Consider the following 21,475-nt stretch of genomic DNA (forward strand, 5'->3'; position numbering starts at 1 on the left):
TGGTAGAAACGACCCGTGGCACGCAGCATCGCGACGAACACCAAGGTCGACCGCGACGGCCTGATCGAGTTCCTCCGCCCCCGGCACCGCGTGGTGCTGATGACGACCCGGGCGGACGGGCGACCCCAGTCCTCACCGGTCACCGCGGGCGTCGACACCGCCGGCCGGCTGGTGGTCTCCACCTACCCGGAACGGGTCAAGGCGGCCAACGTACGCCGCGACCCGCGGGTCTCGGCCTGCGTGCTCTCCGACGACTGGAACGGGCCCTGGGTGCAGCTCGACGGCACGGCCGAGGTGCTGGACCTGCCGGAGGCGCTCGAACCGCTGGTGGAGTACTTCCGCTGCATCTCCGGCGAACACCCCGACTGGGACGAGTACCGCGCCGCCATGGTGCAGCAGGGCAAGTCCCTGATCCGGGTGACCATCGAGCGCTGGAGCCCCATCGCCACCGGCGGGTTCCCCGCCCGCCTCGCCGACTGACGCTCGCCGCCCCCGGCGCCCGTCGAGCTCAGTACGCGACGCTGAAGCGGGCGTTCACGTGCCGTGGGTCCTCGATCTCGTCGACGATCGCCACCGCGAGGTCCTCGTAGGTGAGCACCGAGCGGCCCTGATCGTCGGTGACCGGCTCGTCGGTGCCCGTGCGGTAGTGCCCGGTCCGCTCCCCGGGGTGGAACTCCAGCGGCGGCGGTGAGACGTACGTCCAGGTCACCCCGTCGGCCTGGGCGCGGTAGTAGGCGAGGGCGTCGGCCTGGCCCTGCGCCGAGTCGCGGTACTCCTCGGGGAAGTCCGGCTCGTCCAGGTACGACGTCCCCCTCGGGGTGAGCAGCGTCGACCCGCCGCCGAGGTGGATGATCCGCGGCGCGTCCGGCATCCTCCGCAGCGTGCTGACCAGCGCCCGCGCCGCGTCGAGCCACAGCTCCCGCTCGCCCCCGCCGATCGCGACCACCAGGACGTCCGCCTCCGGGGCCAGCTCCCGTACGCTGCGCTCGCTGGTGGCGTCCCCGGTGACCACCTGCACGCCCGCGGGCAGGTAGGAGGTGGCCTCCGGACGGCGCACCGCAGCGGTGACCCGGTGCCCGCGTGAGACCGCCTCGGCGCTGACCCGGGAGCCGGCGGTGCCACCCGCGCCGAACACCACGATGCTGCTCATGACCGCCTCCCGCCGGACGTGACCTCCGGCCCTCAAGGCTATTGACCGGCTCGCCCGCCGGTGGCGTTACCGCGAGAACCCCCGGCGGGGTTACCGCGAGAACCCGAAGCCTGTCACTCCACGAGCGCGGAGTAGACCAGCTGGCGCAGCTGCGACCGGATCGGGTACGTGCTGGAGGGCAGCAGCTGGGTGAAGAAGAGCGCCGTGATCTCCTCGGCCGGATCGACCCAGAACGCGGTGCTCGCCACGCCACCCCAGTAGTACTCGCCGACGCTGCTCGGCACCCGGCTCGGGATCGGGTCGTCGACCACCGCGAAGCCGAGCCCGAAACCGACCCCGTCGAGCAGGCTTTCGGCGAAGCCGCCGGTGGAGAGGGTGCCCAGGTCCTGACCGTCGGGCAGGTGGTTGCGGGTCATGAAGCGCACCGTGCGCGGGCCGAGCAGGCGTACGCCGTCCAGCTCGCCGCCGCGCACCAGCATCTGGGTGAACCGGTGGTAGTCCGCGGCGGAGCAGATCAGGCCACCGCCGCCGGAGTGCAGGATCGGCTTCCGGTACGCGAGCGCGCCGATCTGGTCGTAGCGCATGGCGTGTCCGGTGCTCGGGTCCGGCGCGTAGAGCGCGGCGAGGCGGTCGGCCTCGTCACTCTCGACGTACCAGCGGGCGTCGGTCATCCCGAGCGGCCGGAGGATCCGGTCGGTGAAGAACGCGTCGAGGCTCTGCCCGGAGACCACCTCGACCAGCCGGCCGAGCACGTCGGTGGCGACCGAGTAGCCCCAGGCCGTGCCGGGCTGGAAGAGCAGCGGAAGCCGGCCGAAGGCCGCGCAGGCGCCGGCCAGGTCGACGCCCGACGGTGGGTAGAGGTCGTAACCGGCGGCCCGGTAGAGGCCGTCGACCACCGAGGTCTGCATGAAGCCGTAGGTCAAACCGGCGGTGTGGGTGAGCAGGTGCCACACCCGGATCGGCTCCACCGCCGGCACCGTGTACGGCTTGAGCGTCGAACCCTTCGAGTAGACCCGCAGGTCGGCGAATTCGGGCAGCCAACGGCTGATCTCGTCGGTCAGCTCGAAACGCCCCTCCTCCCAGAGGATCATCGCGGCGACCGAGGTGATCGGCTTGGTCATCGAGTAGATCCGCCACAGGGTGTCCGCCTCGACCGGGAGCCCCGCCTCGCGGTCGCGCTGCCCGTACGTGGCCGAGTGGACCACCTCGCCGCGCCGGGTCACGATCGCCTGCCAGCCGGCGAGCCGGCCGTCGTCGACGTACCTGCCGAAGTGCTCGTCGATGCGCGCCAGGCGCGCCGGGTCGAAGCCGATCTGGTCCGGGTCGATGCTCCGCGCCACACTCACCTCGCCGAACCTACTCGGCGGTACTCCGGCCGGGAAGAGGCTCCGACCACACATGTCGGTGCCCGTGGGTAGCCTGGCCCGATGCCCGAGGTGACCGAGGACGAGACCTTCCGCAACGAGGACTGGTACGCCGAGGAGCTGGCGGACCGGCGCTTCGTCCGCTGCTCGTTCTTCGATGTCGACCTCACCGAGGCGGTCAGCCGGGGCGCGGTCTTCGACGGCTGCACCTTCGGCAACGTGAAGTTCAACGCCTCCCGGCACACCGACTCGGCCTTCACCCGGTGCGCCTTCCGGCGGTGCAACCTCTTCGAGGTCGAGTTCATCGGCTGCAAGCTGGTCGGCAGCACCTTCACCGAGTGTGACCTGCGGCCGTTGACGATCGCCGGGGGCGACTGGTCGTTCGTCGCGCTGCCCGGGGCTGACCTGCGCGGCGTGCGGATCACCGACGTACGGATGCGGGAGGTCGATCTCACCAAGGCCAACCTGACCGGCGCCACGGTCACCGGCGTCGACCTCTCCGCCGCGCAGCTGCACGGCTCGCGGCTCGCGGGCGCCGACCTGCGGGGCAGCGATCTGACCGCGCTCGACCCGACAGCCGTGGAGCGCGCGGGGGCGATCGTCGACGTCGGGCAGGCGGTGATGATCGCCCAGGCGCTCGGCTTCGAGGTCCGCTGACCGAGGCCGCCGGCGCCCGCTCCGGCGAAAGTCCCGTGGCGGATCCGCCGAGGGCGGTCCGAGATTCCGATCCGGATCGATCTCCGCTACCTTCCTTCCCGTACCAGCCGGGCGCGCGACCGTCCGGTGTGGAAGAGACGAACCGTCCGGAGCGCCCGCGTGGGTGGTGCGCGCCGGGTCGATGACGGCTGGCGGGACCGGGAGGGTCGGGGTGGCCGAGGAGGACGTGCCGCAGGCGGACGCGAGTTCGTCGGGTCGGGGGGCTGCCCACCGTGCGGCCCGCCCGCGCCGGCACCGCTCGACCGTCGGCTCCGAAGGCCGCGAGGTGCTGCGGCGGTGGCTCACCTCGATCCGCCGGCCCGGCCGGACGCCCGCCGGACCCGCCGCACCCCCCGGCCGCCGGTGGACGATCGCCGGGCTCGCCCTGCTGGCCTGCCTCGCGGCACTGGTCGGGTACGTCGGCAACCGCTCGGATCCGGAGCCGGCGCCACCGGGCGGGGTCACCGCGGAGGCGGTCCGACCGAGCGGCTTCCCCGCGGCGGAGGCGAACCGGACGGACACCGGCCCGGCCGTTCCGGGGCTGCGCCCCCGCCAGCGACCGACGGGCTCGCCCAGCCCGTCCGCCACCAGCCTCGCCGCGCCCGGGCCTCCGGTGCTCACGGTCAGCCAGGGCGAGATCCCGGCCGAGGTCGACCTGACCGCCGCCGGGCCGCGCGACTGGGTGCACTGGGGGCTGCGGGGCGGCGGGTCGACGGTCCGCAAGCAGAACGGCTCCGGCGAGATCGTCGATGCCGGTGGCGCCGGTACCCGTGGCGGCTGGGACGGTAACCAGGAGCTCTTCGGTTGGCGGGACGGGGGCTCGGTGCGCACGGTCGGCGCCACCGCGAACGGGGTCTACACCTGCGGCATCGGCAACGGCTTCAAGCTGGCCGTCGCGGGTAGCGGCGAGCTGCGCACCGTACGGCTCTACGCAGGGCTCTGGATGGCCCGTGGCCGGCTGGAGGCCCGGCTCTCCGTGGGTGGCCCCACGACGACCCTGCGGATGGAGGATCCGCACACCAGCCGCAGCGCGGAGTTCACCCTTCGCTTCCGCGCGCCGAAGGGGGCCCAGCTCCTGATCTCGTGGACCACCGAGGCGACCTTCTCGTACGACTGCGGCAACGTCGGCCTCCAGGCGGTCGCGCTGCGCTGAGCGGCGCGTACGTGGCCGACCGCCGGTGGTCGCCTCCGCAGCCAATCGCCTCCTTGGCCGGTCGCGAGCCGGAGGCCCCCGCCGGCGGTAGCGTGGGCCTCGGCCGTGAAAGATGCGAAGGGAGTCGCCCATGACCGCGAGCGAGGGCGTGCTGGACAGCCCCACGAGTTGGGTGGCCAGCCACATCCGTCAGTACCTGGAGACCGACGGGGCGGAGGGGCACGAGTGGCGGCCGGGGGTGTTCACGCTGCTGCTGACGACCCGGGGCCGACACAGCGGCAAGCTGCGCCGCACCGCGCTCATCTACGGGCGCGACGGCGAGAACTATCTGATCGTCGCCTCGCAGGGCGGCGCTCCGCAGCACCCGGCCTGGTACCTCAACCTGCTCTCCGAACCGCAGGTCGAGGTGCAGGTCGGCGCCGAGCGGTTCACCGCTCGGGCGCGGACCGCCACCGCCGAGGAGAGGCCCCGCGTGTGGGCGACGATGTCGAAGATCTGGCCCGCGTACGACGAGTACCAGACCAAGACCGAGCGGGAGATCCCGGTGGTGGTGCTGGAGCGCGTCTGATCCGCCGGACCTCCACCCGGGATGCGGGACAGTTTGTCCGTCGCCCTCGGTCGATGGCGTCGTAACTTTCTGCTGTCCCCGTCCGACCATCCTGTGTGGAGGATGCGCAGATGAGTACGAGCACCGCCCACCGTGTCCGTCCGACCGCCCCGGCCGGTGTCGCCGAGCCGCCCGACGAGACGCTCCGGGAGATTCCGCTGCCCCCGTACGTGACGGGCGAGGACGCGCAGTTCGCGGTCCGGGCGGTGGTGGTGCACGCACCTCGGCACTGGTCCGGCGGAACCATCTGCCGCAACGACGCGAATCCCCACCCCTGCCGCCTGCACCGGTGGGGCACCCGGGTGCTGGAGCTGCGCGGGCTGCGCGACGCCGACATCGCCGCGCTCATCGAGCGTGGCGACCCGACCGCGTCGCTCCCGCCCCGCCCGAGCGCCTGACGTGCCGGGCCCGCACCCGGGCCCGGCACGTCAGGCCGGCGGTCGACGGCTGCCGGAGTGCCGGCGGCCGGGGAGACCGGACGCCGGTCAGCAGGCGATCGGCTTGACCCAGGAACACTCCCAGCCCTCGGGCAACTGCGGCGCCTCGGGCGTCGTGGGCGGTGCGACCCGCGCCGGGCTCACCGTCTTTTCGCTGGGCCTGGCGAGCTTCTCGCTGTGCCCGGCGAGCGCGACCGCGATCTGGTCCTCCAGCCCCTTCACGGAGGAGGCCAGGTAGTTGTTCAGCAGGATCGAGAAGACCAGCACCCGGCCGTCCGCGTCGGTGACGTAGCCGGAGAGGCCGGACGCGCCCGTGAGGCTGCCCGTCTTGGCGTGCACGTTCCCCGCCGCCGCAGTGCCCTGCATGCGGCTGCGCAGGGTGCCGCCGACGAACCGTTCCGGCTCCCCGGCGATGGGCAGTGCCGCGTACCAGGCGTCGAACCAGGGTTCGGTGCGGACGGCGGCGAGCAGGTCGACGAACTCGCCGGCCGGGATCATGTTGCGCCGGGACAGGCCGGAGCCGTCCCGTTGCCGCAGCGCGCCGGTGTCCACGCCGGTGCCGGCCACCCAGCCGTCGATCGCGGCGATCCCCGCCGGCCAGCTGCCCGAGCCGGAGACGACCCGACCGATCTCCTTGGTGAGCACCTCGGCGTGCCCGTTGTTGGAGAGCTTGAGGAACGGCACCATCAGCTCGGCGAGCGTCATCGAGTCGTGGCGCGCCACGGTGGTCGCCCCGGCCGGCGTGGGCCGACCGGGCACCGTCGGGCCGAGCACCCGTACGCCGTGCCGCCGCAGCGCCTCGCGGAAGACGTCGGCCGCGTAGCCGGTCGGCTCCCAGACCGTCACCCAGTCGCTGGCCGGCTCGGCGCCCGCCGCGATCTGGCCGGTGACCACGATCGTGTTGCTGCCGTGCTCGCGCTCGAACGAGATCGACGTCTCGCCGTCGGCCACCGTCTTCGTCCGGTTGTCGAAGCGGAGGTAGCCCGTCTGCGGGGTGGTGGTGAGCACCGCCGCCGCGCCGGCCCGCTTGCCGGGTGCGGCGTGGACGATCACGGTGCCCGCGTCGTAGTCGGTGTCCGGTGCGACGGTCAGCGCGGAGACCTGCGCGGCGTAGTACCAGGGTTCGTCGTCCCAGGTCCAGTCCGGCCCGAGCCGGGTGTGGTCGAAGCGGGTGTCGTCGGCGACCAGTTCGCCGGTCACCACGCGTACGCCGGCCGCCGCGACCTGCGCCGCGAGCGCGTCGTAGTCGGCGGCGAGCAGGGTCGGGTCGCCGCCACCGCGCAGGTAGAGGTTGCCGGTGAGCACCGAGCCCCGGTGCTTGCCGCTGGTGCGTACCTCGGTGTTGAACCGGTGCTCGGGTCCGAGCAGCGCCAGCGCGGCCGTGGAGGTGAGCAGTTTGGTGTTGGAGGCGGGCACCAGTCGGCGGTCGCCGTTGCGGTTGTAGAGGGTCTCGCCGGTCTCCGCGTCCGCCACGACCACCGACGCCTGGGCTCCGTTCAGCCGGGGGTCGGCGAGGATCGTGTCGAGGGTCGCGTTGAGGCGGGTCAGGGCGGGGGCGGGGGCTTCGGCGGTGGCGCCGGGGGCGCCGGCGGTCGCGGCGGCGGCGACCAGCGCGACCAGGGCGAGCGTCCGGGGGAAGAGACGACGTTGCATGTGTCGATGCTGCCATGGAGATAATCGCCGGGAAAGTTCCAGCAGCGAAGGTTTTTGCCGAACGGGTTCAGTCGGCGAGCCGGGCGGCGGAGACCGTGGTCGCGTCCGCCTCCGGTGTCAGTACGGCCACGGCCCGGTCGACCAGGCCGTCGTCGACCAGCACCAGACGCTCGCAGCGGGGGTCGCCGGTGCGTTCCGGCAACCGGCCGGCCAGCGCGCGGACCTTGTCGGCGGAGGCGTCGTCGAGCACGAAGCTCTGCTCCCGCCACCGCCCGTCGACCGCGAAGAACGCCTTGCTGTCGCGCTCCAGGTCGCCGTTGAGCACCACCGTCGGGTCGTCGCCGCCGAGCTCGCTGGAGGACTCGTTCAACCCCCAGACCTGGTACGACGCGGTGCCCTCGCCCGGCGGGTCAGCCACCCCGACGCCCTCGCACCCGGTCAGCAGCAGCGCCAGCGCCACTCCCGGAATCAGCAACCGCCAGCCCTGCCGTCGCGCCATCACGCCTCCCCAGCCGCCACCCGGTACCGCCGGATCAGACTCCCCGGCCGGCCGGACGGTTCCGCGGCCGACGTCAGGCCGGTGGGGTTCCGGGGCCCGGCTCTTCGGTGCCCCCGAGTGCGGACGGTGGTGCGTACGGCTGGGTGAGCAGTGGCGCCACGAGCGCCGCCAGCACTCCACCGAGCAGTGGGAAGACGATGAACACCCACAACTGGCGCAGGGCGATCCCGCCCTCGAAGACGGCCGGGCCGAACGACCGGGCGGGGTTGACCGAGGTGCCGTCCAGCGCGACGCCGACCAGGTGTGCCACGGCGAGCGCCAGCCCGATGGCGACCCCGGCGACGGCGGTCTGCTCGGCGCGGCTCGTCACCACGAGCACCACCAGCACGAACAGGAAGGTCAGCACCGTCTCCAGCAGCGCCGCGCCGAAGCGGTTGATGTGCGCGCCGTAGCCGTTGGTGCCCAGCGCGCCGGTCTGGTCGGCGACGTCACCCCAGCGGGTGAGCACCCACAGCAGGAAGGCGGCGACGGTGGCGCCCGCGAACTGGGCGATCCAGTAGGCGACCGCGCCGAGGGGTGAGATCCTGCCGGACAGCAGCATCCCGAGGGTGACGGCCGGGTTCACGTGGCTGCCCGAGAGCGGTCCGATCGTGTAGACGAGGACCAGCATGACGAATCCGAAGGCGAGCGCGACAACCACGACGCCACCCTGGATCCGGGCGGCCACCGCGCTGCCCACGCCGACGAAGACCAGCAGCAGGGTGCCCAGGAACTCCGCAGCGCCGCGCTGCATGTCCGTCATGTCGGCATTTTATGGGCCCAGGCTCTCCGTCATCGTGAGGTTCCTGGGCGAGTCCGGCCCGCAAATGTGAGCGAAACGACGGCGTCGCGGGGCAGAGCGGACCGCCGCTCCCCGTTGCACGGTACGTGGACGCGCGCTCGGTCGACGTGATGGTGATCGGTGCCGGTCAGGCCGGCCTCTCCGCCGGGTACCACCTGCACCGGACCGGCTTCACCCCCGGAACCGGCTTCGTGATCCTGGACGCCGACGACGGCCCGGGTGGGGCATGGCGACACCGGTGGCCGACGTTGACGGTGGACCGGGTGCACGGCTTCCACGACCTGCCCGCCATGCCGTTCCCCGCCGCCGCACCGCAGCGACGGGCCTCCGAGGTGGTCAGCGGCTACTTCTCCGCCTACGAGCAGGAGTTCGACCTGCCGGTGGTGCGTCCGGTCCGGGTCGAGGCGGTCACTTCCCTGCCCGACGGACGGCTCGAGGTGCGTACGGATCGTGGCCGCTGGACCGCGCGGGCCCTGATCAACGCCACGGGCACCTGGAGTAGACCGTTCTGGCCGCACTACCCGGGTCGCGCCGAGTTCCGGGGCCGGCAGTTGCACACCGCCGACTACCGGGGGCCGGAGGAGTTCACCGATCAGCGGGTGGTGGTGGTCGGCGCGGGCACCTCGGCGGTCCAACTCCTCGGCGAGATCTCGCCGGTCGCGGCGAACACGACGTGGGTCACCCGCCGCCCACCGGACTTCCGCGACATCGACTTCACCCCCGAGCACGGCCGAGCCGCGGTCGCCCTGGTCGAGGCCCGGGTGCGGGCCGGTCGGCCGCCGAGCAGCGTGGTCGGGGTGACCGGGCTCCCCGTGACCCCCGAGGTCCGCCGGCTACGCGCGCAGGGCGTACTCGACCGGCTACCCATGTTCGAGCGGATCACGCCCGACGGGGTCGCCTGGTCCGACGGCCGATTCGTCGGCGCCGACATGATCCTCTGGTGCACCGGCTTCCGGGCCGCTCTGGACCATCTCGCCCCCCTGCACCTGCGGGCGGCGGGCGGTGGAATCGAGATGGACGGCACCCGGGTGATCGCCGACGAGCGGATTCACCTGATCGGGTACGGCCCCTCGGCGAGCACCGTCGGGGCCAACCGGGCGGGCCGCGCCGCCGTCACCGAAATCCGTGCGCTGCTCGCCCGCGCCGCCGTTCTCGACTGATCCGGGTCTATTTGACGGATCGCCCGACGGCGTGCAACGTAGGGGGTGACGGGGCTCTCACCTGCCCCGACGCGGTAGCGGCGATGGGAACGCCGCATGTGCTGGCGGCGACGAATCGTCGCGCGATCACCTCCCACGTGCCCCGGACGCGGGCCAATCACCGGTCTGCGCCGTTTCGACCGCGATCCGAGAGAATCCACGAGGAGTTCCACCATGCTCACCATGACCGACAACGCCGTCCTGGTCATCCGTGATCTCGCGAACCAGCAGGACGTCGGGGAGGACGGCGGGGTGCGCATCGCCGCCGACGCCACGGCGGGCTCGCTCACCGTCGAGCTGGTCGCCGGGCCGACGCAGGGCGACCACGTGGTCGACAACGAGGGGGCGCGGATCTTCCTCGACTCCGACGCCGCCTCGATCCTCGGCGACGCCTCGGTCGACGCGACCGTCGACGACCAGGGCATCGTTCAGTTCGGCTTCACCGAGAAGCCGTAACCCGCACGTCGCACCCCGCGGGCCTCGCGGCCGCGCGGGGTGTCGTCTGCGCTCCCACCTGGCCGGTCCCGCACGTCGTGGCACCCGTACGGTGTCACGACGTGGGGGAACCCGCCCGGCGGAACCGGGTCGGGTCAGTCGTCGTCGTCGCCATCGTCGTCGTCCTGCTCCTGCTCCGCCCGGAGCACCGCGCCGTTCTCGCGGTCGACGTCGATGTCGTGCTCGACACCGCCCGACACGATCTCGACGCTCCACACCGGTCGGCCGTGCTCCTGCTCGGCCTCGATCTCCTCGATCCGACCGCCGCCCGCCTTCGCCAGCGCGATCTCCCCGGCCCGTTGCGGACCGATGCGGTCACCGCCCGACGTGCCGGTGCTGCCCGACGGGGCGCTGCTGCTGGAGGGAGCGCCGCTCGGCGTACCGGCGGTGCTGCCCGGCGTACCGGCGGTGTTGCTCGGCGTGGCGCTGTCGTCCGGCGTGCCGCTGGTGGCGCTCTCATCCGGCGCGGTCGGTGCGGCGGTGACCGCGGCCAGCGTGGTGCCCCGGTCGCGCCGCTCGTCGGCCACGGCGGCGCCGATCGCCACGCCGGCCACCGCGAGTACGGCCGCCCCACCGGCCGACGCCAGGAGCATTGAACTGCGCTTCATCGTCTCCACCTCTCTCGCTTCCTGCCATCGAGAATGGGCCCGAGGCGGATAGGGCGGCGCTGTCGGAGGACTAAGGCCGGGTTAAGCCCGCCGGAGGTCGAGGTCGGGCGAGCCTCGGTGCAAGCGCATGCTCGTCGAGCCGCGCGACCGCCGCCGAATCTGGCTCTTGTGGGCTCGCCGTCGGCCGTTCAGGCACCCCGAACGGTGGCGGCCGGGAGCGCCGGTGGGCCGAGCCGGAGCAGCACCTCGGCACCGCCGCCCGCCGCCGTACGCAGCTCCAACCGTCCGCCCGCGGCCTGCGCCGCCCGGCGGGCGATGTCCAGACCGAGCCCCGTCGAACCGGCGGCGCTCGCGCCCCGGCGAGCCGCGTCGGCCGGCAGGCCCGGGCCCTCGTCGGCCACCGTCAGCACCGCCTGGCCGCCCGCATCGGCCAGCCGCACCGCGAAGGGTGTGCCGTCCGGGGTGTGCGCGAAGACGTTGCCGAGCAGCGCGTCCACCGCGGCCGCCAGCTCGTCGGCCGGCACGCCGACCGGCAGCGGACCGGAGGCGAGGTCCAGCGTCACCGGCCGGCCGGTGTCCTCGGCGAGCACCGACCAGAACGCCACCCGCTCGGCGACGATCGCCGCCGCGTCCGAGCCGGTCGGACCGGCCGCCGGGGTACGCCGCCAACGAGCCTGCCGGATCAGGCCGGTCACGGCCCGTTCGAGGCCGTCCACCGCGGCCGTGATCCGGGACGCGTCGTCCGGGTCGCGCAGGGACTCCGCCTCCAGCCGAAGCGCGGTCAGCGGGGTACGCAGCCGGTGGGACAGGTCGGCGACCTGCTCGCGTTCCTGCAACAGCAGCACCTGGATCCGTCCGGCCAGGTGGTTGAGCGCGCCGGCGACCTCCCGCAACTCCGGTGGCCCGGACGGGGTGACCCGGGCGTCGAGCTCGGCGTTGGCGAGGCGGTGCGAGACCGCCGACAGGTCCCCGATCGGCCGCACGAGGGTACGGGCCAGCCGATCCGCCACCACCAGCCCGATGAGCACCAGAAGCAGCCCCAGCAGGGCGAGCACGAGCCAGGCGAAGGTCACTCCGTCGGTCAGCTCGCCGCGCGGCACCGCGACCCGGATCACCCCCGTGCCGTCCGTCCGGCCCTGCACGGCGATCACGATCTCGCGGCCGGACGCGGACTCCCCGGTCAGGCTCTGGCCGCGGGCGGCCAGCGCGACCGCCGGCGTACGCGGCACGGGCGTGCCGAGCACGCTGCCGTCGGGCAGGTAGACGCTCACCGGCCGGCCGGAGTCGGCGGCCAGCTGCTCGACGGTCAGTCGGATGGTGGCCGTGTCGGCGGTGCCCACCACCGGAACCAGACTCTGCGCGTCGGCGGTGGCCCGTACGGTCGCCCGGTCCTCGGCGACGGTACGCACCAGCAGCGCGAGCGGCACCAGGAAGGCGACCAGGATGAGCACGCTCACCGCGGCGACCATGAGCACCAGTCGGCGCCTCATCCCGTCGCCCGCGGCGATTCCAGCCGCACCCCGACCCCCCGCACGGTGTGCAGGTAGCGCGGCTCCTGAGCGCTCTCGCCCAGCTTGCGGCGCAGCCACGACAGGTGCACGTCGACGGTCTTGTCGGCGCCCCCGTACGGGATCTGCCACACCTCGCTGAGCAGCTCACGTTTGGTGACCACCTGCCCGGGCCGGGCGGCGAGGTGGTGCAGCAGGTCGAACTCGCGAGGGGTCAGCTCAACCTGGGCTCCGTCCAGGGTGACCTGTCGGGACCGGGGATCGACCCGCAGTCCACCGACGACGAGCGTCGGGTCCGGGGTGCCGCCACCGGGCGCCCGGCGCAGCACCGCCCGGGCGCGGGCATCCAACTGCGCGGCGGTGAAGGGCTTGACCACGTAGTCGTCGGCACCGGCGTCCAACACCCGGACGATCTCCGTCTCGTCGTCCCGGGCGGTGGCCACGATCACCGGGACCGCGCTGACCGCGCGCAGCATCCGCAGCAGCTCACGACCGTCCAGATCGGGCAGCCCGAGGTCGAGCACGACGAGGTCGGGCCGGTCCTCGAGCGCGTCCCGCAACCCGGCCATCGCCGTCGAGGCGGCGGCCACCGCGTGCCCGCGTTCCCGCAACGCCCGGATCAGCGGGGTGCGGATGGTGAGATCGTCCTCGATGAGCAGCAGGCGGGCCACGCTGGCAGGCTAACCGGTGCCACCGAGTTCGGCCGGATCGTTAACCGTCTCTTAGCGTCGTGCCATGCCGCGGCCAACCTCCGGTCGGGCAGACTCGCAGCATGCGCCGCCGTTGGCTCCTCATCGTCGTCGGGTGGTTGGCCACCGCTGCCCTCGCCACCCTGATCGGCCTCGGCGCGATCCGGCTTGTCGGCGAGAGCCTGACCGGGACCCCGGGCGGCGTGCGGGGCGAGGACGAGATCGCCCGGGCGCTCTCCGCGGACCCGCCTCCGCTCACGCCGTCCGGCGCCCCCTCCGCCTCGTCGCCGTCGGGCGTCCCCGCGTCGCCGTCGAGCAGCTCGTCGGCGCGGCGCAGCTTCGCCACCGCGGGCGGCACCGCGGTGGCCGAGTGCACCCCGGAGGGGGTCCGGCTGGTCTCCTGGGCGCCGGCGCAGGGCTTCCGGGTGCGGGACGTCGACCGGGGCCCGGACGACGACGTCGAGGTCAAATTCGAGGGGACCGGCGGGGAGTACGAGCTGAAGCTGCGCTGCCTCGGCCGGGAGCCGGTCGCCGTCGAGGACGACTAGGGCGTGTGTCGAAGTCCTCGGTCGAGCCGAGGCGGAGTCCAGGCGGCGGTCCGGCAAGGCGGGGATTCGTTCGGATACCGGTGTTGTATCCGGACGAAGCGCCGACGCCGCCGGTCGTCGTCTGGGCCCGCCGCAGGCCGGCCAGGGACTTTGACACATGCCCTAAGCCCGTCGACCGGTACGCCACGCGAGACCGGGCGGGGACGAGCGCACGGCGCCGCCCGACCGAAAGTCGGAACGTCGCCGCGCTCTGGCCGTCTCCCACCGTCGCAGCCGTTCGGCGGTACGCCAGCGGGGACCTGGCTCAACCGACTGATCGCCGGTCTGAAACCTCAATCCCCGGCCGGTACGGCTCCAAACCTCGGCGAAGTGGGAAATTCCACCATCCGTCAGTCCCGGCGTGGCGCGGCCACGGAACGGGTATGGGGCCCGCCATGGAGCATTTCACGATCGCGACGGTCGCCGAGAAGAGTCCCGACTTCCGGCGGGTGCTGTGGACCGGACAGAACACGCAACTGGTCATCATGACGATCCCGCCGGGCGGTGAGATCGGCGAAGAGGTGCACGAGGGCATCGACCAGATCCTCACCTTCGTCAGCGGCACCGGTGAGGCGCGGGTGGCCGGTGAGAAGCGGGAGGTCGTACAGGGCGACCTGGTGGTCGTACCGGCGGGCACGAAGCACAACTTCGTCAACACCGGACCCAACCCGCTCGTGCTGTACACCGTCTACGGCCCGCCGGAGCACGCCGACCAGGCGGTGCACCACACCAAGGAGGAGGCGGACGCCGCGGAGGCCGCGGGCGACGACGAGCCACCGAACTGAAGGAGGCGGGACCGGCTCGTTGGATCCCGGTCGATCGGGGTACCCGGGGCGGGTGGAGCAGCCGGCGATCTCCGACTACGGATTCCTCTCCGACTGCCGCTCCGGCGCGCTGGTGAGCCGGGACGGCTCGATCGACTGGTGGTGCCCGGACCGCTTCGACGGCTCCGCCATCTTCGCCCGGGTGCTCGGGCCGCAGGCCGGCCACTTCCGGCTGGCGCCCGTCGGCGCGGGCGGGCCCGGGCACCGGGTCGAGCGGTCGTACCACCCCGACACCCTGGTCCTGCGCACCGTGCACCACACCCCCGACGGGAGCGTCGCGGTCACCGACGCGCTCGCCGCCGAGATCGGGGCGCGGGCGCACCAGCTCGGAATGGACTCCCCGGGTGTGCTGATCCGGGTGGTCGAAGGGCTGCGCGGCCGGGTCCGGATGGCGCTGGACTACGTGCCCCGCCCCGCACACGGCCTGCTCACGCCCTACCTGCACGAACAGCCGGACGGCAGCGTCCTCGCCACCGCCGGCCCGGTGGTGCTGGTGCTGGGCTGCAACGGGCCGCCGCTGAAGGCCGGACGGGACCGGGTGTACCAGGAGTTCGAGGTCTCCGGCGGGCAGTTCGTCGGCTTCGACCTCGCGTACGGCGAGGCCTACGGCAAGCCGCCGGTCCGGCTCGACCCGCTGACCACGCTCGCCGAGACCATCCAGGCGTGGGAGGCGTACCGGGAGACGCACAAGTACCCCGGCCGGTTCCCGGAACTGGTCCGCCCCAGCGCCACCGTGCTGACCGGCCTGACGTACGCGCGCAGCGGCGCCATCGCGGCGGCGGCGACGACCTCGCTCCCCGAGCAGCTCGGCGGTGAACGTAACTACGACTACCGCTACTCCTGGCTGCGCGACTTCTCGATGACCCTGCGCGCGCTCTGGGTGGCGGCCTGCCCGCACGAGGCGTCCCGCCTCTTCGCCTGGGTCACCCGCTCGATCGGACGCATCGGCGACAGGCCGGTGCCGGTGGTCTTCGGGCTGGAGGGGGAGCGGGACCTCACCGAGCACGAATGCCCACACCTGGCGGGCTACGCCGGCACCGGGCCGGTCCGCATCGGTAACGACGCCTGGTGCCAGCGGCAGCTCGACGTGCCGGGCGAGATCATGACCTCGGTCTGGCGGCTGCGCGACTACCTCGGGAACACGTTCGACGAGGAGCTGCGCGAGATGGTGCTGGGGTTGACCGAACAGGTGGCGTCGACCTGGCAGTTGCCGGACCGGGGGATGTGGGAGACGCGCGACGAGGAACGCCACTACCTGTCGTCGAAGGTGAACTGCTGGGTCGCCCTGGACCGGGCGGTCAAGCTGGCCGACCGGCTCGGCGAGCGGGCCGATCCGCGACGCTGGGCCGCGATCCGCGACGAGATCCGCGAAACCGTGCTGCGCGACGGCTGGAACGACCGGATCGGCGCGTTCACCGGCGCGTTCGGCTCCACCGAGCTGGACGCCTCGGCGCTCTTCCTGCCGGTGGTGCACTTCCTGCCGGCCGGCGAACCGCGGATGCGCGCGACCATCGCCGTCATCGAGCGCGACCTGAGCACGGAGGACGGCCTGATCCGGCGCTGGAACACCGACCCGGCCGGCTTCCTGCTCTGCTCGTTCTGGCTGGTCGAGTGCCTGGTGATGACCGGTGAGCAGCAGCGGGCCGAGGCGCTCTTCCAGCGGATGGCCGGGTACGCCAACGACGTCGGGCTGTTCAGCGAGCAGATCGACCTGACGACGGGGGCGCAGCTCGGCAACACCCCGCAGGCGTTGTCGCACATCGGGCTGATCAACGCGGCGTGGCGGTTGACCGACCCACGAGCGTTCTGACCGTTCCCGCCGCGTTCGCCCGCCTCAGGAGAGCACCGGCACGTCGGACACGTCCACCGTCTCCGGGTACTTGAGGCCCGCCCCGGTGTTGAGCACCACCACCCGCTCGCCGGCCCGGATCCAGCCGCCGGCCCGCAGCTGCCGGGCGGCGGTCAGGCAGGCCGCCCCCTCCGGACAGAGCAGCAGCCCCTCCTGCGCGGCGAAGGCCCGCAGGTCGGTCAGGATCTCCTCGTCGGGAACCGCCACCGCGGTGCCGGCGCTGTCCCGCAACGCGGTCAGGATCAGTTCGTCGCCGAGCGGCGCCGGCACGGTGATGCCGAAGGCGATGGTGTGCGCGTCCGCCCACGGCTGGGCGCGCTCCTCACCGGCCGCGAAGGCCCGCACGATCGGTGCGCAGCCCGTGGACTGCACCGCCACCAGCCGGGGCAACCGGTCGGAGATCCAGCCCAACTCGCGCATCTCGTGCAACGCCTTGTGAATGCCGATCAGCCCGACGCCACCGCCGGTCGGGTAGATGATCACGTCGGGTACCTGCCAGCCGAGCTGCTCGACGATCTCGTACCCCATGGTCTTCTTGCCCTCGAGCCGATACGGCTCGCGCAGCGTGCCCGCGTCGAAGATCGCGCCGTCGGAGTCGCCGACGAGCTGCGCCACCCGGCGGCCGGCGTCGCTGATCAGCCCGTCGATCAGGCTCAGGTCGGCGCCGGCGGCCACGCACTCGCGTCGACAGATGGTCGGGGCGTCGAGCGGCATCACGATGGTCGCGCCCATCCCCGCCCGGGCCGCGTAGGTGGCCCAGGCTGCGCCGGCGTTGCCGTTGGTGGGCATGGCGATCCGCTGCACGCCCAGCTCACGGGCCCGGCTGATGCCCACCGCCGCGCCGCGGGCCTTGAACGAGCCGGTGGGGATGAGGCCCTCATCCTTGATCAGGAGGTCGTCGACGCCGATCTCGGCGCCGTAGCCGGGAGCACGCAGCAGCGGCGTCCAGCCCTCACCGAGGCTGGTCACGTGGCGCAGGTCGGCGACCGGCAGCAGTTCGCGGTAACGCCACAGGTCCGCCGGGCGCAGCGGGAACTGTTCGGGGGTGACCGCCGCGGCCACGGCGGCGAGGTCGTAGCGGGCCAGCAGCGGCGAGCCACAGACGCAGAGGTTCTGCGGCCGGTCCGCCGGATGCTCCTTGCCGCAGCGCGGGCACTCCAGGTGGGTCAGGTACACGTCGCTCCTCGCCGTCAGCTCGCGTCGATGCTCAACCAGCGTCGGCTGCGTCGCCCCGGCTCGTAACCCGAGTCGAGGCGCTTCGCCACCACCCCCGGGAGCCCCTGCTCTCGGCTGGTTCGCAGGGCCTCGGCGCCGGTACCGGGGAACCACGGCGGAGTCTGCCAGTGCGCGCCCGCGAGCGCCAGACCGTCGAGCAGTTCGCGGCGCTGGGCGTACGGCAGGTCGACGCAGGTCGTGCCCTCCAGCCAGAGCAGGTCGATCAGGAGGTACTGCGCTCCGGCGGGCACCCGGGCGCCGGAGGTCGGCGCGGCGGGACGCACCCGGCCGCCGCCGTCGATGCGGACCAGCAGCCCATCGAGCACCGCCTCGGTCGGCGCCATCGCCTCGGCGAGGTCACGCAGCCACGAGTAGCCCCCGGTGATCTCCTCGTCGGTCCCGGAGAGCAGCCGCAGCCGCCCGCCCGACACGTAGGCCGTCGCGCGGGTCCCGTCCCACCGCAGCTCGTACCCCCAGTCGGCCTGGTCGCGGGGGAGGCGGGCGGCGGGGGTGGGACGCATCGGACGGACCAGCTCGGGCATGCTCGTCCAACCCTCCGGCGGCGGATCCATCCGCCGGACCATCCAGTCCCGGCCACCCTTGCCGCCGGTGGCGAAGAGGGCGTACCGCCCGGACGTCCGCTCCCCGTCGAGCACCACGATGACCTCGTCGTCGCGCCACTTCTCCCGCCGGTAGGTCCCGCGGTCGTGGATGGTCATCGTCCCGCCGCCGTACTCGCCGGCCGGGATCTCCCCGTGGAAGTCGAGGTACTCCATGGGGTGGTCCTCGGTGTGCACGGCGAGGTGGTTGCGGCCGGTGTCCCGGGGCAGGCCGCGCGGCACCGCCCAGGAGGCGAGCACGCCTTCGTGCTCCAGCCGCAGATCCCAGTGCAGGCTGCGCGCATGGTGCTGCTGGATGACGAACCGGCCGGTATCGTCGTCGCCGCGCCGCCGGTGGCGCCGCTTCTTCTCCGGCACCGGCTCGGGGGTGCGAGCCGCATCCCTCCGACGTCGGTACTCGTCAAGCCGGTCCGCCACATCCGCATTCTCCGGCAATCCGGGCGTCCCCGCTGGGCGGCTCGGTGCCGGGTTTCGCTCGCATGCCGGGGGTCAGTACGGGTAGAACGGTCGTCATGGACCATGACGATCAGCCCACCGTCCTCCTGCCGGGTGAGGTGCGGATGCCCCTGCTCGGCTTCGGCACCTGGCGGGCCACCGGGAAGGCCGGCTACGACGCCGTACTGGCCGCGCTCGACGCCGGCTACCGGCACCTCGACACCGCCACGGTGTACGGCAACGAGAAGGAGGTCGGCCGGGCGGTGCGGGAGAGCGACCTGCGCCGGGAGGACCTCTTCATCACCACGAAGCTGCCGCCGGATCGGGTGGGCCGGGAGCGGGAGACGCTGGAGGCGAGCCTGCGGGCGCTCGACACCGAGTACCTCGACCTGTGGCTGATCCACTGGACGCCGTCCGCGCCCGCGGACAGCATCCCGCTCTGGCGGGAGCTGCTCGCCGCGCGGGACGAGAACCTGGTCCGGGCGGTCGGGGTGAGCAACTACAGCACGCCGCAGATCGACGAGCTGATCCAGGCGACCGAGGAGAACCCGGCGGTCAACCAGATCCGGTGGAGCCCGTTCCTGTACGACCGGCAGCGGCACGCCGAGCACCGGGACCGTGGCGTCGTGCTCGAGGGGTACAGCCCGCTCGACACCAGCGACCTCTCGCATCCGGTGCTGGCCCGGATCGCGGCGGCGCACGACGTGTCGCCGGCTCAGGTGGTGCTCCGGTGGCACATCGACCACGAGATCGTGGTGATCCCGAAGAGCGTCACGCCGGAGCGGATCCAGGCCAACGCCGACGTCTTCCGCTTCTCGCTCACCGCGGAGGAGATGCGCGACCTCGACGCGCTCGGCTCGGCCTGACCGTTTGGCAACTTCCTTCAGCCGGACGGCTGGCATTGAAGGGTATCGACATCGACGTACGTGGGGCGGTAGCGTGCCGCCATCACGTACGTCGATACGTCGTGACCCTCTCCGCCTGCCGGACCTGCTGAAGGAGCCTCATGGTCACGTCCCGATCCCTCCGTCTTCGCCGCCGGAGCCTGCTCGGCGTCCCAGCCCTGATGGTCGCCGCGATCGCCACCGTCGTCGCCCGGCCGGGCGCGGCGGCGGCCGCGCCGCCCGCCGCACCGAAGCCCGAGTGCCTCGCCGACCTGCTCGGCGGTGCCTGATGGCCACCATTCCCTGGCTCGTGGACGTGCTCCGGGGCGCCGGCGTCCAGGTCGTCGTCGAAGGGGACTGGCTCAACCGGATGCGCCCCGGCAGCTTCGACCCGATCGGCGTGCTCTGGCACCACACCGCTGCCACCTCCAGCGCCACCAACCCGCATCCGGCGTTGAACATCTGCATCAACGGCCGACCCGACCTGGCAGGCCCGCTCTGCCAGGCCCTCGTCGACTACCACGGCGTCTTCCACGTCATCTCCGCCGGCCGCTGCAACCACGCCGGCGCCAGCCGAGGCAGCGGACCGATCCCGGCCGGCGACGGCAACACGCTGATGATCGGGTGGGAGATCGACTACAACGGCGTCGACCAGGAGATGACCGCGGCGCAGTACAACGCCTCGATCGCCGCGACCGCCGCCGTGCTCACCCGCCTGGGCAGGGACGCCAGCCACGCCCGCGGTCACCGCGAGACCAGCACCACCGGCAAGATCGATCCTTCGTTCATCGACCTGAACGTGATGCGCAGCGACGTCGCCGCGAAGATGGCCGGCGGCACCGCCTGGAGCTCCATCGTGGACAACTCGACCGCCGGGCGCTTCACCGCCAGCGCGAACTGGGGGATCTCCTCGTACTCCGGGCAGCGCTACGGCGCCGACTACCGCTACGCCGACCCGGTCGCCGCGAGCGACCCGGCCTGGTACCGGTTCAACGTCCCGGCCGCCGGCAACTACCGGGTCGACGCCTGGTGGCCGGCGAACTCCGGCTACAACAGCGCCGCGCCGTACATCGTCGCCACCACCACCGGGAACCGTACGGTCACCGTCGACCAGCGGGTCACCGGCGGCCAGTGGCGCACCCTCGGGACCTTCGCGCTGCCCGCCGGGGACGCCAACCGGGTGGCGGTGAGCCGCTGGACCACGGGCACCGGCCTGGTCATCGCCGACGCCGTGCGACTCACCCGGGTCTGACCTGACCTGACCGGCCGGTCCGCAGCCTGAACACCGGGGGCGCGGGCCGGCCGCCGCCGAGAACCGGCCGAGGTGTCGCCCTGCCCGCTTCGTCCTCTCTGCTTTACCCTAGGGATACCACGATCCTTGTCTAGAAATAGCGGAGGCGGGAGCCTTGGCGCGTTATTTCCTGCGCGGCTTTCGTCGGGTGCCATCTCGCCTTGGCTGGCCAGTCCCGTTGTCCGTCAAGGCGGTGTCGGCCGACCGCCTGCAGCAGCTCATTGATTTGGCTTCTTCTTCAGGGTTCAGCAGGAAAGGGGCTGGGATGCGGGTTTCACGCGAACTCCGATACATCCTCGTTCCCTATCATCCCGAGCCATCGCCGCAGCAATCATGGATGTGTGTGGTGGTCGGCTTCTCGAGAGCTGGCAGCCTTCGGGATGGACAGCGACCCACTGTGGAATACGCGACACTCGATGTAAGGGTGGAGGATTTTGCTGCCTTGCGACGAGTCAGCAGAAGCACGCGTGACGAGGTGCTTCATTGGATTGCGTTCGACGCTGCCCGCAGTCGTCGATCAGAGGCGACTGGGCAACCGTCCGAGTGAGTAGATGAAGGGCGTAGGCCTCGTGCTCACGCCCCTTCATTGGTTGGCCTCGTGGTCAGCAGAGGCGAGCCTCATGGATGGCCCAGCGGAACAGGCCGACGAGATTGAACGGGAAGTTGGCGCCCGACCGCGGTGGGGTGTCGGGGGCAGCAGAGGAGCTTGGCGAGGAATCTCCATCCCTTGACGGTGGCGACGGCACGTTCGCCGAAGGCCCGGATCGTGGCCCAGTGACGGTTGACGGCCAGTCGGTCCCTCGTTCATGAGCTGAGTCGGGCTGTTAGAGGTGCTCATGGCGACCGCCGCGCGCCGACTGTACGGTCGCGC

Annotated in this window: 23 protein-coding genes; 13 read left to right on the top strand and 10 right to left on the bottom strand. The window is 72.5% G+C overall.

All coding sequences use genetic code 11. The features are described from left to right. The first annotated feature begins 15 nt into the window (after window positions 1-15). Window positions 16-480, top strand: a complete 465-nt coding sequence (locus D7044_RS20545) for a PPOX class F420-dependent oxidoreductase (protein WP_120677660.1) — start codon at window positions 16-18, stop codon at window positions 478-480. A 28-nt stretch (window positions 481-508) separates the two neighbouring features. On the opposite strand, the gene D7044_RS20550 is transcribed toward D7044_RS20545, so the two are convergent. After that, entirely contained in the window at window positions 509-1,150 is a 642-nt protein-coding gene (locus tag D7044_RS20550; RefSeq protein WP_120689943.1) for an NAD(P)-dependent oxidoreductase, read from the bottom strand. A gap of 113 nt (window positions 1,151-1,263) precedes the next feature. Next, complete coding sequence (locus D7044_RS20555) at window positions 1,264-2,496, bottom strand: serine hydrolase domain-containing protein (protein WP_120689944.1); 1,233 nt, start codon at window positions 2,494-2,496, stop codon at window positions 1,264-1,266. A gap of 81 nt (window positions 2,497-2,577) precedes the next feature. Here D7044_RS20555 and D7044_RS20560 point away from each other — a divergent pair, with 81 nt between their 5' ends. The 4 genes from D7044_RS20560 to D7044_RS20575 all read left to right on the top strand — a co-directional run bounded on the left by D7044_RS20560 (window position 2,578) and on the right by D7044_RS20575 (window position 5,368). Next, a complete protein-coding gene (locus D7044_RS20560; RefSeq protein ID WP_120689945.1) occupies window positions 2,578-3,171 on the top strand; it encodes a pentapeptide repeat-containing protein in 594 nt (197 codons plus the stop codon). A gap of 211 nt (window positions 3,172-3,382) precedes the next feature. Then, window positions 3,383-4,363 carry a hypothetical protein gene (locus D7044_RS20565; protein ID WP_233565067.1) on the top strand — a complete coding sequence of 327 codons (981 nt, stop codon included), beginning with the start codon at window positions 3,383-3,385 and terminating at the stop codon, window positions 4,361-4,363. Between the two features lie 130 nt (window positions 4,364-4,493). Further along, window positions 4,494-4,931 carry a nitroreductase family deazaflavin-dependent oxidoreductase gene (locus tag D7044_RS20570; RefSeq protein ID WP_120689946.1) on the top strand — a complete coding sequence of 146 codons (438 nt, stop codon included), beginning with the start codon at window positions 4,494-4,496 and terminating at the stop codon, window positions 4,929-4,931. A gap of 110 nt (window positions 4,932-5,041) precedes the next feature. After that, window positions 5,042-5,368, top strand: coding sequence for a hypothetical protein (locus D7044_RS20575; protein ID WP_120677652.1), 327 nt, complete (start codon window positions 5,042-5,044; stop codon window positions 5,366-5,368). A gap of 87 nt (window positions 5,369-5,455) precedes the next feature. Here D7044_RS20575 and dacB read toward each other — a convergent pair whose 3' ends face one another. The 3 genes from dacB to D7044_RS20590 all read right to left on the bottom strand — a co-directional run bounded on the left by dacB (window position 5,456) and on the right by D7044_RS20590 (window position 8,361). Further along, window positions 5,456-7,060 carry a D-alanyl-D-alanine carboxypeptidase/D-alanyl-D-alanine endopeptidase gene (gene dacB, locus D7044_RS20580; RefSeq protein ID WP_120689947.1) on the bottom strand — a complete coding sequence of 535 codons (1,605 nt, stop codon included), beginning with the start codon at window positions 7,058-7,060 and terminating at the stop codon, window positions 5,456-5,458. Window positions 7,061-7,127: 67 nt separating this feature from the next. Next, complete coding sequence (locus D7044_RS20585) at window positions 7,128-7,559, bottom strand: hypothetical protein (protein ID WP_147434700.1); 432 nt, start codon at window positions 7,557-7,559, stop codon at window positions 7,128-7,130. A gap of 73 nt (window positions 7,560-7,632) precedes the next feature. Further along, window positions 7,633-8,361 (bottom strand): MIP/aquaporin family protein, encoded by a 729-nt coding sequence (locus D7044_RS20590; protein ID WP_120689948.1) that lies wholly within the window; start codon window positions 8,359-8,361, stop codon window positions 7,633-7,635. A 125-nt stretch (window positions 8,362-8,486) separates the two neighbouring features. Between D7044_RS20590 and D7044_RS20595 the strand changes: the two genes are divergently transcribed. Next, window positions 8,487-9,560: an NAD(P)-binding domain-containing protein gene (locus tag D7044_RS20595; RefSeq protein WP_233565068.1), complete on the top strand. Its 1,074-nt coding sequence runs from the start codon at window positions 8,487-8,489 to the stop codon at window positions 9,558-9,560. A gap of 213 nt (window positions 9,561-9,773) precedes the next feature. After that, window positions 9,774-10,055, top strand: a complete 282-nt coding sequence (locus tag D7044_RS20600; RefSeq protein WP_120677644.1) for an adhesin — start codon at window positions 9,774-9,776, stop codon at window positions 10,053-10,055. 134 nt (window positions 10,056-10,189) lie between these two features. On the opposite strand, the gene D7044_RS20605 is transcribed toward D7044_RS20600, so the two are convergent. The 3 genes from D7044_RS20605 to D7044_RS20615 form a co-directional block, all read right to left on the bottom strand. Next, entirely contained in the window at window positions 10,190-10,702 is a 513-nt protein-coding gene (locus D7044_RS20605) for a PepSY domain-containing protein (protein WP_233565069.1), read from the bottom strand. 188 nt (window positions 10,703-10,890) lie between these two features. Next, window positions 10,891-12,192 carry a HAMP domain-containing sensor histidine kinase gene (locus D7044_RS20610; protein WP_120677642.1) on the bottom strand — a complete coding sequence of 434 codons (1,302 nt, stop codon included), beginning with the start codon at window positions 12,190-12,192 and terminating at the stop codon, window positions 10,891-10,893. After that, entirely contained in the window at window positions 12,189-12,881 is a 693-nt protein-coding gene (locus tag D7044_RS20615) for a response regulator transcription factor (protein ID WP_120689950.1), read from the bottom strand. Before D7044_RS20615 ends, D7044_RS20610 begins: the two co-directional genes overlap by 4 nt. Before the next feature lie 101 nt (window positions 12,882-12,982). Here D7044_RS20615 and D7044_RS20620 point away from each other — a divergent pair, with 101 nt between their 5' ends. From D7044_RS20620 to D7044_RS20630, 3 genes are all read left to right on the top strand, one after another. Then, complete coding sequence (locus D7044_RS20620; RefSeq protein WP_120677638.1) at window positions 12,983-13,447, top strand: septum formation initiator; 465 nt, start codon at window positions 12,983-12,985, stop codon at window positions 13,445-13,447. A gap of 434 nt (window positions 13,448-13,881) precedes the next feature. After that, window positions 13,882-14,271, top strand: a complete 390-nt coding sequence (locus D7044_RS20625) for a cupin domain-containing protein (RefSeq protein WP_120677867.1) — start codon at window positions 13,882-13,884, stop codon at window positions 14,269-14,271. 52 nt (window positions 14,272-14,323) lie between these two features. Further along, window positions 14,324-16,120 (top strand): glycoside hydrolase family 15 protein, encoded by a 1,797-nt coding sequence (locus D7044_RS20630; RefSeq protein WP_120689951.1) that lies wholly within the window; start codon window positions 14,324-14,326, stop codon window positions 16,118-16,120. Between the two features lie 24 nt (window positions 16,121-16,144). Here the strand turns inward: D7044_RS20630 and D7044_RS20635 are convergent, their stop codons facing one another. Together D7044_RS20635 and D7044_RS20640 are read right to left on the bottom strand one after the other, a co-directional pair. Continuing rightward, on the bottom strand, window positions 16,145-17,335 hold the full coding sequence (locus D7044_RS20635) for a threonine synthase (RefSeq protein ID WP_120677634.1): 1,191 nt from the start codon (window positions 17,333-17,335) through the stop codon (window positions 16,145-16,147). A 14-nt stretch (window positions 17,336-17,349) separates the two neighbouring features. Then, window positions 17,350-18,411, bottom strand: coding sequence for a DNA polymerase ligase N-terminal domain-containing protein (locus D7044_RS20640; RefSeq protein ID WP_120677632.1), 1,062 nt, complete (start codon window positions 18,409-18,411; stop codon window positions 17,350-17,352). A gap of 95 nt (window positions 18,412-18,506) precedes the next feature. Here D7044_RS20640 and D7044_RS20645 point away from each other — a divergent pair, with 95 nt between their 5' ends. The 3 genes from D7044_RS20645 (at window position 18,507) to D7044_RS20650 (ending at window position 20,565) form a co-directional block, all read left to right on the top strand. Next, a complete protein-coding gene (locus D7044_RS20645; protein WP_120677630.1) occupies window positions 18,507-19,295 on the top strand; it encodes an aldo/keto reductase in 789 nt (262 codons plus the stop codon). Between the two features lie 140 nt (window positions 19,296-19,435). Next, window positions 19,436-19,603 carry a hypothetical protein gene (locus tag D7044_RS32690; RefSeq protein WP_187398604.1) on the top strand — a complete coding sequence of 56 codons (168 nt, stop codon included), beginning with the start codon at window positions 19,436-19,438 and terminating at the stop codon, window positions 19,601-19,603. Then, a complete protein-coding gene (locus D7044_RS20650) occupies window positions 19,603-20,565 on the top strand; it encodes a golvesin C-terminal-like domain-containing protein (RefSeq protein ID WP_120677628.1) in 963 nt (320 codons plus the stop codon). Before D7044_RS32690 ends, D7044_RS20650 begins: the two co-directional genes overlap by 1 nt. The last annotated feature ends 910 nt before the right edge of the window (window positions 20,566-21,475 follow it).

Origin of the sequence: Micromonospora musae, from assembly GCF_003626635.1 — a bacterium.
Lineage (GTDB): Bacteria > Actinomycetota > Actinomycetes > Mycobacteriales > Micromonosporaceae > Micromonospora > Micromonospora musae.